The sequence below is a fragment of the Nitratidesulfovibrio vulgaris str. Hildenborough genome, assembly GCF_000195755.1.
GTDB classification, from domain to species: Bacteria; Desulfobacterota; Desulfovibrionia; order Desulfovibrionales; family Desulfovibrionaceae; genus Nitratidesulfovibrio; species Nitratidesulfovibrio vulgaris.
Window position 1 is genome coordinate 411,457 of the sequence record NC_002937.3, and the last position, 14,502, is coordinate 425,958.

At 63.8% G+C, this 14,502-nt stretch carries 10 protein-coding genes and 1 tRNA gene; 3 read left to right on the plus strand and 8 right to left on the minus strand.

The window, feature by feature from the left end; genetic code table 11:
- Window positions 1-4: 4 nt before the first annotated feature.
- From DVU_RS01780 to DVU_RS01800, 5 genes are read right to left on the minus strand one after another with little or no spacing between them, the layout of a single operon-like run.
- Entirely contained in the window at window positions 5-784 is a 780-nt protein-coding gene (locus DVU_RS01780; RefSeq protein WP_010937669.1) for an aminotransferase class IV, read from the minus strand.
- Window positions 781-2,352 (minus strand): anthranilate synthase component I, encoded by a 1,572-nt coding sequence (locus tag DVU_RS01785; protein ID WP_014524223.1) that lies wholly within the window; start codon window positions 2,350-2,352, stop codon window positions 781-783. Before DVU_RS01785 ends, DVU_RS01780 begins: the two co-directional genes overlap by 4 nt.
- The gene (locus DVU_RS01790; protein WP_010937671.1) at window positions 2,324-2,878 is read right to left on the minus strand and encodes an aminodeoxychorismate/anthranilate synthase component II; all 555 of its coding nucleotides are present in this window, start codon (window positions 2,876-2,878) and stop codon (window positions 2,324-2,326) included. Before DVU_RS01790 ends, DVU_RS01785 begins: the two co-directional genes overlap by 29 nt.
- Window positions 2,875-3,630 (minus strand): polyphenol oxidase family protein, encoded by a 756-nt coding sequence (locus DVU_RS01795; RefSeq protein ID WP_010937672.1) that lies wholly within the window; start codon window positions 3,628-3,630, stop codon window positions 2,875-2,877. Before DVU_RS01795 ends, DVU_RS01790 begins: the two co-directional genes overlap by 4 nt.
- Window positions 3,621-4,211, minus strand: a complete 591-nt coding sequence (locus DVU_RS01800; RefSeq protein ID WP_014524224.1) for a 5-formyltetrahydrofolate cyclo-ligase — start codon at window positions 4,209-4,211, stop codon at window positions 3,621-3,623. Before DVU_RS01800 ends, DVU_RS01795 begins: the two co-directional genes overlap by 10 nt.
- 581 nt (window positions 4,212-4,792) lie before the next feature.
- On the opposite strand from DVU_RS01800, the gene DVU_RS01805 reads away from it, so the two are divergent.
- The 3 genes from DVU_RS01805 to DVU_RS01815 all read left to right on the plus strand — a co-directional run bounded on the left by DVU_RS01805 (window position 4,793) and on the right by DVU_RS01815 (window position 8,380).
- Complete coding sequence (locus DVU_RS01805; RefSeq protein ID WP_014524226.1) at window positions 4,793-5,473, plus strand: metallophosphoesterase; 681 nt, start codon at window positions 4,793-4,795, stop codon at window positions 5,471-5,473.
- Window positions 5,474-5,616: 143 nt separating this feature from the next.
- Window positions 5,617-5,693 (plus strand) — tRNA-Met (locus DVU_RS01810).
- Between the two features lie 1,262 nt (window positions 5,694-6,955).
- On the plus strand, window positions 6,956-8,380 hold the full coding sequence (locus tag DVU_RS01815; protein WP_010937678.1) for an outer membrane homotrimeric porin: 1,425 nt from the start codon (window positions 6,956-6,958) through the stop codon (window positions 8,378-8,380).
- Window positions 8,381-8,679: 299 nt separating this feature from the next.
- On the opposite strand, the gene DVU_RS01820 is transcribed toward DVU_RS01815, so the two are convergent.
- From DVU_RS01820 to DVU_RS01830, 3 genes are all read right to left on the minus strand, one after another.
- Window positions 8,680-9,372: a hypothetical protein gene (locus DVU_RS01820; RefSeq protein ID WP_010937679.1), complete on the minus strand. Its 693-nt coding sequence runs from the start codon at window positions 9,370-9,372 to the stop codon at window positions 8,680-8,682.
- A gap of 57 nt (window positions 9,373-9,429) precedes the next feature.
- Entirely contained in the window at window positions 9,430-11,841 is a 2,412-nt protein-coding gene (locus DVU_RS01825; RefSeq protein ID WP_014524227.1) for an acetate--CoA ligase family protein, read from the minus strand.
- A gap of 105 nt (window positions 11,842-11,946) precedes the next feature.
- Window positions 11,947-14,445, minus strand: a complete 2,499-nt coding sequence (locus DVU_RS01830) for a 2-oxoacid:acceptor oxidoreductase family protein (protein WP_010937681.1) — start codon at window positions 14,443-14,445, stop codon at window positions 11,947-11,949.
- Window positions 14,446-14,502: the final 57 nt, after the last annotated feature.

Sequence of the window (14,502 nt, forward strand, 5' to 3'; positions counted from 1 at the left end):
GCGGTCAGTCGTGCAGTCCCAGCAACAGCGGGCGCAGGCGGGCGCAGGGGGCCGCGTCCACATCGTAGGCATGGGTCCCGATGGCCCTGACAGGCAGCATGCCCACGAGGGCGTTGAGCATGTAGGCATGCCGGAACGAGAAGAGTTCCGCCACACGGATGGTACAGTCGTGTACGGGCAGCACGGTGCGTGCCGCGTCGAGTGTCGTGCTGCGTAGCCGCGTGAGCCCTGCCGGGGCGCAGAAGTTGGTGCCGTCGCTGAAGAGCAGGGCGGCGGTGGTGGTCTCGAGGACGATGTTGCCGGGCAGTGTCACCACCACGTCGTCGTACCCGTCGCGCAGGGCGGCGCGGCGTTCCAGCCAGTTGCCGAGATAGTTCATGGACTTGTGCATCCCGAGCGGTGACTGGGCCGGTTGCGAGGCCAGCCGTAACGTACGGGTGGCGTCGGGACGCGGCGGTGTCCACGGGGCTGCCAGCACAAGGGGCGAGGCTGCGGCATCGGCATCTTCGATGGGGACGAGGATGTTGATGCGGGCGGTGGTGTCGCGCAGTCCGCAGGCTTCGACCACGTGCGCGATGACAGCCGGGTAGTCGCAGGGCTGATAGTCCACCGAGAAGCGGGCGAGGCTGCCTTCGAGTCTGGCGATGTGGGCATCGAGCAGCCACGGTTCGGCACCGTTCCAGAGCAGGGTCTCGAAGAACCCGGCCCCGTAGCGGAAGGCCGGACTGTCCACGCCGAGGGTGACGCCGCCTTCGTGCAGTGCGCCCTTGTACCAGTATGTCATGCCGTCTCCTTCCTGAATGCCGACGTCTTGTCGACGGTCTCGCGGTATTCGCCCTCGGGGTCGGAATCGACGGTGAGCCCGCTGCCTGCGTACAGATGCAGGAGGCCTGTCGTCGTGTCGTACATGGCTGTGCGAATGGCTATGGAACTGTCCATGTCACGGGGGCCCGCCACGGCGACGAGACTGCCGCAGTAGACGTCGCGCGGGTGGGGTTCGATGCGTTCGATGAGGCTCATGGTACGCGGTTTGGGGCAGCCCGTCACCGAACCGCCGGGGAAGGCGTGACGCAGAAGGTCGAGGCAGGTCGTCCCGTCGCGCAGGGTTCCCGTCACGTCGCTGCACATCTGTATGAGGGGCCCGACGGCGAAGGTGGCGCAGTGCCGCGGCACGCGCACACTGTCGTAGGCGCATGTGGCGGAGATGTCGTTGCGCAGCAGGTCGACCACCATCGAGAGTTCGGCGTGTTCCTTGGGGTCGGCCCGCAGGGCGGCTTCGAGGCGTGCCCGTTCTCCGGGCGAGGTGGTCGCCGGGTCGAAGCTGCGCGTTCCCTTGATGGGCTGGGCCAGTACCTCACCCCCCCCCACACGCAGGAATCGTTCGGGCGAGAGGGAGAGTATGCGATGGCGTCCCGCATGCAGATAGGCGGCAAAAGGGGTGGGGCGTTGCTGCCACAGGCGCAACAGGAAGGCCGCAGCGTCCATGCCGGGGCGGCGGGCGGTGAAGCGTGAGGTGAGGTTCAGCTGGTAGGTGTCGCCCCTGCGGATGGCAGCCAGCACCTGCCGTACCCCATCCGGGTAGGTCGTGGCATCCAGCGACGGGACAAGTTCGTCCAGTGCGAGGGCGAGGTCGTCGCCCGGCGCGGTGCCGTCTCGCGGCGCCGCGGACAAGCCCCTGCCTTCCCCGTGGTTCCTGACGTCCCCGTAGGGATTGTCGCCCCCATCTCCCCCGCTTCCCTTGCCGGTCGCTGCTGCCCGGGGTGCTCCCTGCTTCTCCTGTCGCATCGCCGTACCAGCCTCGCGGTGTTCTTCCGTCAGTGTCTCCGTAAGCGTATGGGCGCGTTCTTCCGTGCGTAGCGCATCAAGCAGGCGACGCAGCATGGGCAGCCTGCGTTGTCCCGTTGCCGAGACCTCGGCTTCAAGGTCGCCGCCATGCGGATACCAGCGCAGTAGGCAGTGGTAGCGGCGTAGCACGCCGTATCCCGACTCGGCAGGCTTTGCGGAGGCGATGCCGTGCAGCGCCATGCCCCACCCGTAGGAAAGCCAGCCAAAGGCGAGGCGTGGCACGTCGGAGGCGATGCGCACCTGTTGCGTGCCGTCGCCGAAGCAGAAGGCATGGAGGTCTGTGAGGTCTCCGTCGGGCGGAGGCGATATCTCGCCAGCCACGTCGAATCCCACAAGGCAGCATGGACGGGCGGGCGACGTCGCATCGGATGCCGTCCAGCCGGGGGGCATCCCGCCGCCGTCGGGGGCAGGGTGACACAGCAGCATGTCCGCCCCTTCGCGTGCCAGCGCGAGGGCGAGACGGGCGAAGGTGGCACTGTCAACGCAGTCGGAGAGTATGCAGCGCATGATGGATGAGCGTCACGCCGTCAGGCGTGAGGAACGATTCGGGGTGGAACTGATAGCCCATGAGGGGCCGCGACTCGTGCCGCAGGGCCATGACCAGCCCTGCCGGGGTGCGGGCGCATACCCGCAGTCCCTCGCCGGGCGTCACCACATGCAGCGAGTGGTAGCGTGCCACGGTGAAGGTTCGTCCGTCGTCGAAGAGGGCGGTATCGGTCTTGCCGTGGACGCAGCCGTCGAGGGGCGCGGTGACCCCGCCGAAGTGCATGTTGAGTATCTGCATCCCGAGGCAGATGCCCAGCACGGGGACGCGACTGTCGATGACGCGCCCGTAGCCGGGATATTCCTCCGGCGCACCGGGGCCCGGAGAGATGACCACAAGGTCGTGGGCCTCCGGTTGCATTTCGGGCAGCCGGTCATGGCGCAACACCACGGGGGGCGTTCCCGTGGCCCGCGCCAGCAGGTGCTCGAGGTTGCACGTGAAGCTGTCGCGGTTGTCGACAAGCAGGGTACGCAGCGGTCGGGGCGTCATGCGAGGGCGGGGTCTATCCATATGATGCTGGCTTGCCTGCCCGTGACCCTTTCGCGGCGATACGAGAAGAACGTGTCGGCCAGTGTGCCCGTGCACAGGTCGAGGGCGTGGATGCGTTCGGGCGCAAGTCCCGCCTGCGCCAGTTGGTGCCGGGTGAGCGTCCACAGGTCCATGGTGCGTTCGCGGGTGCGAAACCAGCGGGCGAAGTCGTCGCCCCATTCACTGTCGAAGTTGACGAACTCCGCGGCGGCGGGGCCGAGACTGGGGCCGCGCACCGCCAGCAGGTCGCGGGGCGCAAGGCCGTAACGGTCGCAGAAGGCGCGCACGCCGCTGGCGGGGAAGTCGATGCGGTTGCCGCGCCAGCCCACATGCAGGGCGGCGATGTAGCGGCCGCTTTCATGGGCGATGAGCACGGGCTGGCAGTCCGCCGTCTTGATGACGAGGCCGAGGCCGGGGCGCGACGTGGCAAGGCCGTCAGCCTCCGTCTGCGGCGGTGTCGCAAGGTCGAGGGGGGCGGGGTCGAAGACCATGACGTCGCCGTGCACCTGACGGCATTCGGCCCAGCCGTCCAGCCCCAGCGACGATGAAAGCTCACGCCGGTTGGCGATGGCAGCCTCCGGGGCGTCGCCCACTTCGAGGGAGATGTTGCCGCCTCCCCACGGGTCTTGCGAGGCCCCGCCACACCGCGTGTGGAAGGCGCAACGGACGGCTGGCACGCCGGGAAAGGCGAAAGGTATCCACGTCATAGCCATATGAGGCCCTCCTCGGTGCAGAGCGCGTTCACGGGACGGTCCCACGCTTCGGCGGGGAGGGCGTCCACAATCTGGAAGGCATGGGCGAAGCCGACCAGCGGCGTCGCGGACATGCCGGGGGTGGAGAGGAAACGGTCGTAGTAGCCGCCGCCGTAGCCGAGGCGGTTGCCCTGTCTGTCGAAGGCGACGCCGGGGATGATGGCGAGGTCGGGCGCAAAGGTCGGGGACTGCGGGTCGACAGGCGGGCAGCGCAGGGGCGAGGGTTCGGGAATGCCATGACTGCCGGGGCCGAGGTCGGCGGCACAGAGGCACGGGGCAAGGCACATGACGCCGGAACAGGCGGGGTCGCAGCGGGGCAGCAGAACCTCCTTGCCCGCCTCCCACGCGGTGCGCAGTAGCAGGTCCGTGTCGAGTTCGTTGCGGACGGCGACGTAGAGCACCACCTGCCGTGCCGTGACCCATGCCGGATGGGCAAGCAGGGCCGCCTGTGCCAAGGCGCCGTGACGCTGGGCCTCCTCCCTGTCGAGGTCGCGTCGCCGTTGCAGCATCTCCCGCCGCAGGGCGGTCTTGGCGGTTGCCATGTCCTGCGCAGCCGCGCCGCGGATGATGGAAGAGGGGGCGGGCGGTATGCCAGTCGGTGCCGGGGGGCTGTCACCTGTCGCGCGAGAATCGCCACCTGTGGCTTGAGCGGAAGTACCCGATGCCGAAGATGGGTCCACAGGTGCCGTCGCTGCGGAGTGTGCCGCGGTCACCTTCGCGTCATGCCGCGGCTTCCGTGTCGCATTGCCAGCTGATGCGGGAGATGCCGGAGATGCCGGTGAGGTGCTTCGTGGTTGGGTCATGGCGCGTTCCGGTCGTGGATGGTGCGTGTCATGCGGCGCTGGTGTTGTCGCAACAGCCTGTCGGCACGGGGACTTTTGTCAAACGCGAACGCATGCGCTACAGTGGCATCAGCGGCTCACTGATGGCGAGGCTTACGCAGCGGACACCTGACATGGTGCATACGACCTGACGATAAGCCCGCGGGGCGTCTCCGATGCGGTTCCCCACGGTGTTATCCTGGAATGAAGCGATGGCACCGGCGTCGCGTATCCCGTGACCTCGTCACATGTTCCCCGGTCGTTTCGCCGGGCGCACTACTACTAGCAAGGAAGGCAATGCCATGCAAAGCACACTCTGGTGGCTGGCGTTCGGTGACATCCACGACAATGTGTCGCGGCTTGAAGAACTGCCGGGACTTGCGGATGCCACAGGGGTCATCGTGACAGGCGACATCACCGTGGGCGGCGGTATCAAACAGGCTGAACGCTCTCTGGAGGCTGTCGCCCGCGTCAATCCGAACGTCCTCGCCCAGATAGGCAACATGGACAGGGGCGAGGTGACGGAATGGCTTGAGACCAGAGGGTGGAACCTGCACGCCTCTGTGCGCGAGGTCGCACCCGGTGCCGCCATCGTGGGGGTGGGGGCGTCCACCTTCACGCCATTCGGTACGCCCAGTGAATTCCCGGAATCGCGCTTCTCCGCATGGCTGGATGACATCCACAGGACGCTTCGTGAACGGGGGCTGCGACGTGTGCTGCTCGTTTCCCACAATCCCCCGCACCACACCTTGTGCGACAGGGTGGGAGACAGGCACGTGGGCAGTACCGCCGTACGCGAGTTCATCGAAGAGGTGCAGCCCGACGTATGCGTGTGCGGGCACATCCACGAGTCGCGTGGTGTCGACCGCATTGGGCGTACGGTGGTGGTGAACCCCGGAACGCTGCTTTCCGGGGGCTATGTGGTTGTGCGGCTTGCCGGGGAAGGCGGCTTCGCGGCTGAACTCAATGTGCTGAAACCCTAGAGGGCGGTTGCATCCCCCCTGGTGTTCGCACCCGGAAAAGAAAAATGTGCTTTTTTGAAATTCCTTGTTGACATCGGAGAGGCACAAGCATAGTTTCCGCTTCCCGGACGAGAGACGCCTTCTGGCGGATGTCCGGAACATGTCGCGGGGTGGAGCAGCACGGTAGCTCGTCGGGCTCATAACCCGAAGGTCGTAGGTTCAAATCCTGCCCCCGCAACCAGAATCGCAAGCGCGTATGGGAACACCCCATACGCGCTTTTCGCGTATGCGGCGGTGTCTTGTTGCTTCCTCGTCCCTGTTGTCATTTCTCCCATTTTTTGTGCTCTGCGAGCATGTCCTTCGCGTCGTGCATGGGCTTTGGCTGTGCGTGCGCTGTGAGGGTTGTCGGGTGTCACACAAGTTGAGAAAATGCGTCACGCAAGTTGAGCACGTTGCTTCAGAATCTGCCGGGGCGCACAGCGTTGTGCGCCTCGTTCGTTTGTAAGGGGTGTCACGCGGAAACCCTGTCCACATCGCACGCCCCACGGCGTGGACATGGGGGCAATGACACACCCCCGCCGATAGCCACTCATGCATACTGCCCCCGTCATTCTCTTCCCCGTCTCCCGGTGGGGCGACCGCTGTCGGTCCTCATCCGTAACGATGTCGCGGGGCAGGCTGCTGCTGGAAGAGGCGCAGACAGTTGATGCCCTTCGAAGGTGGCTGTCCTGCGGGAGGCGGTGCGCGATTCTGCCGCATGGCGTTCAGCAAAGGGGATGTCCGGCGTCGTCTGGGAATGGCTTCTCCTGTCCGGCGGAGTGGGGAGGGGGCATGACGCAAGCCGTGAATACATCGGTTGGGGGTAGCGGCGGGAAGGCACAGCCCCTTGCAGGGGAACGTGGCAGGGTCTGAGGTGCAGCAGCGTTGTCTTTCATGGGAGTGTCGTCGGTCAGCCTCACGGAGGGTTGTGAAGGATGCGTGGTGGCTGAAAGGGCTGCCGAAGGGAACAGAAGTCCAGAATCGGTGCATTTCTGGTGAAACAGAATATATCTACATAGTTGAGCAGGAATGTTGCGAATGCAACGTGTGTATTTTTTCAGCGTTGCGAATGCAACATTTTATTGATTTGATGTTGCGAATGCAACATTTTTCAGTAAAATGCTTGCAGCATGGAGTGGTTTTTATGTTGCATTGGTAACATCGATACATTTTTTTGTGATTTTTTTATCGAGTATGTGGCGGCCTGTGCAGTATGTCACTATACATAAATGTACAATCGTTCTATCAGTTTTTTAAAAATATATCTTTAATTACAGTGTATTTTGCGAATATTCCGGTAATTATCAAAAATAATGACAATTACGTTAATATTATCAAGATGCTCTGCGCGTCATGTGGCCAGTTCAAGATGATTTTGATCTGTTGATGGCTCATTTGCTTTAAATTAACTTTGCATCGGGTTTCAGGATTATTACACCCCTTGTAAAGAAGGAAGGACTGCAAATGAAACGTGTAGCTGCCATACTTGTAGCGTGCGGGCTCGTTTTAGGAGCCTACTCTGGTGCGCATGCGGCAGACATCAAGGCCAAGGGCGTTTGGGCCATCGATTTTTCATGGCTTGACAGTGGCGATTACACCTCAATGGCTGACGACGGCAAAAGCGACGACGACTTCTCGGCAAGCCAGCGTCTGCGTACACAGATAGACATCATCGCAAGCGATTCCCTGAGGGGGGTCGTGTTCTTCGAAATCGGCAATACCGTGTGGGGCCGTGGTGCCAACGACCACGGTGGCGCCCTCGGTGCCGACGAGGCCAATATCGAAGTCCGTCGTTCGTACATCGACTGGATAGTGCCCAACACAGACCTGAAGGTCCGCATGGGCATTCAGGGTCTGGTCATGCCCGGCGCGGTGGCTGGCACCTCTCCTGTATTCCAGGATGACGTGGCGGCCCTCACACTGAGCCAGCGCATCACTGACATGTACAGCGTCACGGCGTTCTGGGCGCGTCCTGCCGACGTGAGCAACGGTTCCGAGAAGGGCAATGCCTTTGATGAAATCGACGTGTTCGGCCTCGTGGTGCCCGTGACGCTCGACGGGTTCAAGATAAGCCCCTACGGCATGTATTCTTCGCTGGGCAAGGACGCCAACTTCGTCGGTTCGACCAACGGCGGCGCTCCGCTGCTCGCAGGCATGCGCAGCATGTCCGAAGTGGCTAACGGCAGTGCCGCCAAGCCGTTCGATGGCCGCTCCAACACGTACGATGCGTGGTGGGCCGGTACTTCCTTCGAGATGAACTACCTCGCTCCCTTCTCGCTGAAGCTGGACGCCGTCTACGGCAGCAAGACCGCTGACGATGCCGATTCCGCCGAGCGTGCTGGCTGGTTTGTCGCCGCCCTGGCAGAGTACAAGCTCGACATGGTGACCCCCGGCGTCCTCGCATGGTACGGCTCCGGCGAAGATGACGACCTCGGCAACGGTTCCGAGCGCATGCCCTCCCTGTCTCCCACCGCATGGGGTGTGACGAGCTTCGGCTTCCCCGGTTCGGTGTACCGTCAGGACCTCTACTTCGGACGCAACGGTGCAGGCAGCTGGGCCCTTGGCCTGCAGCTTGACGACATCACCTACATGGAGAAGCTGTCGCATGTGGCCCGCGTGGTCTACATGAAGGGCACCAGCGACGGCGACGTGATCAAGAACAACGCGGACGTGCGTAGCGCTTTCGAACCCGGTCGCGGAGAAGTGTTCCTCACTGAAGAGGACAGCGCCATCGAAGTGAACTTCGATACGACCTACAAGATCTACGATAACCTTTCCGTGGTGCTCGAGACCGGCTGGATCAAGCTCAACATGGACAAGGACGTCTGGGCCGACAAGGACTACTCTGACGCGAAGAAGTTCGTCTTCAACTTCGTGTACGACTTCTAGCCGAAGGCTTGCCTGAAACCCGCCTAGCCGGGGGCCGCAAGGCTCCCGGCATAGTGCGTTCCTGTGACGGGGGGGATGCCCGGCACAATGAAAGGCCCTTGCACTGCTGTGCAAGGGCCTGCCGTTTTCAAGCACCTGACCGGCCGGGGGGTGACTTTCTGCTCTTAGGGGGATGCCCGCGATGCCCGACAGGTTGTGGGGCTCCGGGACCCATGTCTCCTTACAGGGATTGTCTTTGGTGCGACCCGCAACGCAACGGTGCAGGCTGTCTGGGGCGGGGTGACGACTGCCTGATGCTCTCAGGCGCTTCTGCGGGTGGCCGCAAAGGCGAGGATGAGGCCCAGCATGATGCCGAGAGCGGCTGCGAACAGCATCTGGAATTCGCCCGGAAGCATGAAGGTGATGGTGTGCGCGGGTATCCAGAAGAAGGGGATGGTCTTGCGGAACACGAAGTTCCACATGATGTCCCAGTCTATCCTGCGCAATATCCCCGCCACGTCCATGGGGCGCAGGGCTCCGGCAAGAGTGCCGCCGGTGTCGCTGATGTGGGTGTCGGTGACCTTGTGCAGGGTCATCATCCACGGCCCGAAGACGCAGTTCAGGGTGGCGCTCACCGCGAAGGCGGTGAGCAGCTTCAGCCCGAGCGGGCCTGAGGCCAGTGTCGCTGAGGAAACGCCGAGCCCCATGGCCCCGAGAAGGGCAGGAACCCCCACTGCGAAGATGCTGAACGCTCCCTTGATGATGACGCCAAGCAGCCCCCAGACCAGCATCTTGGGCAGCACGCCGAAGCCGGGGCGGTCATACGCCCCGCTCACGAGCCGGAGCGCAAGACACTCCCCGAAAGTGGCAAGGACGGCGAATTTCACGAAGCTCATGGAGTAGCCGTGATGTTTGCTCAGGTCTTCGAAGGTCTCCATGGCACCGGGGACGAACGAGAAGAAAGCCAGCACGGAACAGACGGTCCCGATGGCGATGATGTCGGATCGTTTCATGATGGTGTTCGATATGGTTCGGGGCGGTGCCTTGTGGTCACCGCCCCGGTTGGTTAGCTAGATGGCTGCCTCGGCGCGGAGGGCGTCGGCGTGGAGTCGTGCCTCGATGTACTGCGCGAGGGTCGCAACGGCCCGGTCGCATACCGGGAATACCGGAATGCCGCAGGCGTTGAGGACGTCACGCAGGGGGTCGTACAGCTTGCCACCGTCGATGACGCCAAGGATGGGCTTGTCGCAGCCTGCGGCAACACTGCCGAGAAGGGAGGCGATGCCATTCGCCGCTGTCATGTCGAACGCGGGCACGTCCGTCCCGGACAGGGTGTGCATGGCGGGCGAAAGGGGGTCGAGGCCTATGACGACGGCGTCCACTCCGTCATCGCTGGCGAGAATCCCCGCTACCGTGGCGTGGGCCTCGTCATCGGCCGAGGGGTTGATGTCCAGCGGGTTGTGCACGCTGACAAGACCCGCCAGCTTCTTGGCCTGTAACACTGCGGTGATCCTTTCGTGCGTTGCTTCAGAGAACGAGGCAAGGCGAATCTGGTAGTCGTCAGACTGGATGGAGTCTGCCATGCCGACGGCCTCGAAACCTGCACCGCTGACTGCGGCAAGGCGGTTGCCGCGTATCCTCTTGGAGGCGAGAGTCTCTGCCAGCATGAAAAGGTCCTGAAACTCCGTGAAGTTGCGGGCGACCATGGCCCCGGCCTGACGCACGCACGATTCGCAGACCATGTAGTCGCCTGCGAGTGAGGCCGTGTGGCCGCTCGTGGCGTTTTTGCCCTCGGGGGTGCGTCCTGCCTTGTAGAAGAGTACCTCCTTGCCTGCGAGGACGGCTTCACGCACGGCAGTGCAGAACTCGAGCCCGTCGAGGTCGTTGAACCCTTCGGCGTATACGGCGATGACATCCACCTTGTCGGAGTCTTTGAAGTACTTCACCATGTCGCCAAGGGTCAGGTCTGTCTGGTTGCCCATGGAGACCATGTAGGCGGGGTTGAGTTCAGGGCATTGACTCGAACGGTGAAGCATGAACGCACCCGACTGGCTCACCAGCGCGGCACGGTGGTAGCTGGCCTCACGGTTCTTGGGCAGCTTCTCTTCAGGGATGAACCACGTGTCGTACCTGCCGGGGTGCGAGACCACACCCATGCAGTTGGCGCCGAGGAACACGGGGCCCCCGTCGCCCTTGCCGTGTGCTTCGTTGATGGCGGCGATGACCTTGGCGGCACGTTCGCGGCTCTCTTCGGTCTCGCCCATGCCACCGGGGATGAGCATGGCGGTGTTGGCAGCGTCGAGACGGATGACCTCGTCAACGAGGTCGGGAACCTGTGCCGCGCCGACAGCCACGACGAACAGGTCGAGCTTCTCGGGCAGAGACGCGAGATCGGGAAAGCACTTCACCCCGTCGATCTCGTCAGCGCCCTCGCGCAGAAGGTACACATCCTCTTTCGCGTAGCCCGCGGAAAGGACGTTGTCGAGGATGATGCGGCCGAAGTTCTTGCGCGTCGTGGAGACACCGACGATGCCTATCTTGCGGGGGTGCAGCAGGCGGTCGATCTTGGCGATGGGCCGCCCGCTTTCGCGCGGGGTGGGTCTGCCGAAACGGCACATGCCGTCGAGCGGCACCATGAGAAAATCGGTGAAGGCGTAGGGGTTGATCTCCATTTCTTCGATCACGAACTCGGTGTCGGGGTTCGTGGGCGAGTAGCGGCGGCCCATCTCGATGAACGAACTGAAGCATTCGACGAGCTGTTCGTCCGTCACGACACGACGCTGACCGCGGGTGAGACCGGCGAGCTTCTTGTAGGAGATGGTCTTGCGGAAGAGTTCGAAGAAGGTCTCGCCGTCGGTCAGTTCGCACGAGGCCGCCACGATGGCCTGCCCCTTGCGGAAGCGTTCGGCGTACAACTCCGTGTCGGTGCCGCCGAGACCGGCGCTGACGACCATGCCGAATTCGCGGGTGTTGCGCAGGCCCACGATGAGTTCGTTGCCGAAGGACGAAGAGTCGGGGGGCATGAACTGCACCATGAGCACGCCCTTGAGGTCGCCCCGTATCGCCGTGACCAGCGCCTCGCCGGACAGCCCGCGGTAGGCGGACGGCGCGTGGGCGGGGTCGAGGTTGATCATGTTGGCATAGTTCTCGGGCACTTCGCAGAGCATGCGGCGCACGGCGGAGCGGATCTTCTCGGGGCTCTTGGGAACGATGCGCACTCCGCCCACTTCGGTCTTGTGGATGATGGTGGGCGAAACGATCTTCAGCACCACCTTCTCGCCGGGCAGGGCCATGAGTTCGTCATCGGAGGGGCGGGCACCGCGGGGGATGAGGATGCACTTGGGCGGGGTCTCCGCACCGGAGCTTCCAAGCAGATTGTACACTTCGTATTCAAGCAGGTAGTCGCGTCCCTCGTCTCGCGCGCTCCTGAAAAGCGACGTGATGGCGTCGTGGTCGATGAAGGCGCCGTTCTGTTCTTCCATGGTATTCGCCCTTTCCGGTGAGTGTTTCGTGACAGTCGGCACGGCCTTCAGGCGGGCCGACGAGAGGGGGGAGGGGACCCTCCCCCCGGGTCGGAACGTACTAGTCTACAGAAGGCCTCGGCCCACGTTGAAGGCCGCATGGTTGGCAGTCCAGATGGCAGGCTTGGGGCTGACGTTGCGCAAAGCCTGCAACCACAGTTCGGCGGGGAAGCCGTCGAACGGGGCGAGGGTGCTGAGTGCGCCGATCATGACCACGTTGGCGATGCGGCCTGTGGGGTCGCCCAGTTCAAGGGCGGCCTTGAGTACGTCGATGATGATGACGTTGTATCCGTCCAGCGTGCCGAGGATGGCGTCGCGGTGCGGGTAGGCGTCTTCGCTCACGCCATAGGGCAGGACGCGGGTGTCGGCCAGCAGCACGGTGCCTCCGGGGCGCAGCATGCCCACATAACCGGGACGCAGCACTTCGCTCATCTCCATGCTGACGAGACAGTCTGCGGTGCCGGGCAGCAGTACCGGAGAGACGACCTTGCCGCAACTGAAGGTCGAGATGACGGGCCCGCCCATCTGGGCCATGCCGTGCGTCTCGCCCTTGACCACGTTGGTGTCGCCGTATCCGGCGAGGAATGCCAGCTGGGTCAGCACGCGGCCGAAGAACAGGTTGCCCTGCCCACCCACACCGCGGATGGCCACGGCGATCTTCTCGGGCAGCGTGAAGGAGCCGGGTGCGGGCATGGCGATTTCTTCAGGCGCTTTGGGCAGTTCGACACGCGCGGTGGCCCTGGTGTCAACGGCCTCGGCGGCCTTGATGGCGTGCACGGGGCACATCTGCCCGCAAGCCGCGTTCTGGCTCACGCAGCCGGAGCACAGGTTGTTGAACGAAGGCAGGCCTTCGGCGTCGGCGCTGATGCCGGGGCATATCTGGCACTGGCCGCAGCGTTTGCAGAGGTCTGCGTCGACCGTCATGCGCGTGCCGTAGGCGGACTTGGGCATCTTGCGGATGCACACGCCGGTGACGACCATCGTGGTGAACTCGCCGTTCGCCGCATCTTCGAGGGCACTGGTGAGCGCCGTGCGGATGCCCTTGCGGTCATAGCCGTTCACCACCACGACCTTGGCCCCGTGTGCCTTGAGGGATGCCTGAAGGTCGAAGGTGTTCTCCTGTCCGGCGAGGTTCACCGGCGAGGTGGGGCCGGGCTGGCCACCGGTCATGGCCGTCCAGTTGTTGTCCAGCACCACCTTCACACCGGCGATGTGGCGGAAGATGGTGTTGCGGGTGGCGTCCATGCCGCTGTGGCATTCGGTGCCGTCGCCGAGCAGCGAGATGCATTTGGCGGCCTTGTCCGGGTTGGCGACGATGAAACCTGCCCTGTGGGCCTCGCCGGCTCCCATGGCCACGTTGGTGTCCATGGCATCCATGAAGTACAGCAGGGTGTTGCAGCCGATGTCGCCGAAGCAGGCCTCGATCTTGCCGCGCTTCTTCATGGAGCGCACGGTCTCGCCGAAGAGGCGGTACGGGCAGCCCGCACAGATCATGGGCGCGCGAGGCAGCGGTGCCACGTCCGAGGCTGCGGGGGACTTCAGGCTGTAGCCGAGCAGGGCGGCGATGCCGGCGGGGTCCCACTCGGTGACGGTGTCGGCGGGAGACTTGCCCTTGACGGCAAGACCGGCGCGCTCAAGTTCTTCCTGAAGGTAACGGTACCCGTCCTCGACAACGTAGACGTCGCCCTCGATGGAGGCATGGAACTCGCGGATGAGGTTCATGGGGAGCGGACAGGTGAAGCCGAGGGAGAGGATGTCTATGTCTTCTCCGAGGGCCTGCTTCACTTCACGGACCATCATCTCGCCCACGCCGAAGGTGATGACGCCGACCTTGCGCGAGCCGCGTTCCCAGACGTTGAGCGGGCTCTTCTCGACCATGTCGGCAAGGGCGGGCATGCGTTCAGTGACGACCTTGTCGTAGTTGCGCCGGGCGGTGACGGGCAACGTGTTGAATGCCTTCAGCGGTACGCTGGAGACGACGCGTTCACGCGTGCGGATTTCGGAGAGGCGGACAAGCCCTTCGCTGTGGCACAGGGTGCCGCTGGCGAGAATGACCACGGGGGTCTTGTACTGGCGGCTGATGTCGGCGGCGATTTCCGCAGCCTCGTGCATCTCCTGATGGTTGCGCGGTTCGAAAATGGGGGTGAAACAGCTTCTGATGAAGGGACGCGGGTCCACCAGATGCTGGGTCGAACTGGGCGTGAAGTCGGATGCGAGGTAGTATACCAGCGCACCGCGGTCTTCCGTGAAGAACGCGCTGCTGGAGAAGGGGTCGCCCGCCTGGAACAGGCCGGGTATCTTCATGGTCACGATGCAGTCTTCGCCCGCCAGCGAGTGCCCGTGCCCCATGGACACGGCGACGGCCTCGCTCACGGACCAGCCCACCTTGATCATGTCCTGAACATTGGAGAGGCCCTTGTCGATGACTTCGGTGGACGGAGTGCCCGGGTAGCCGTCAACGGCGTGGATGCCGGAGCGGACGCACCCTGCGGCAAAGGCTATGTTGCCCTGCAGGACGGCGGCTTCACCCGCGTTCTGGGTGCAGAGTTGCTTGATGGCGTTCATGTGAGGTCTCTTCTGGTGTGGCGCGAGGCCTTTCTGTGCGGTGATGGGGCGGGCCGC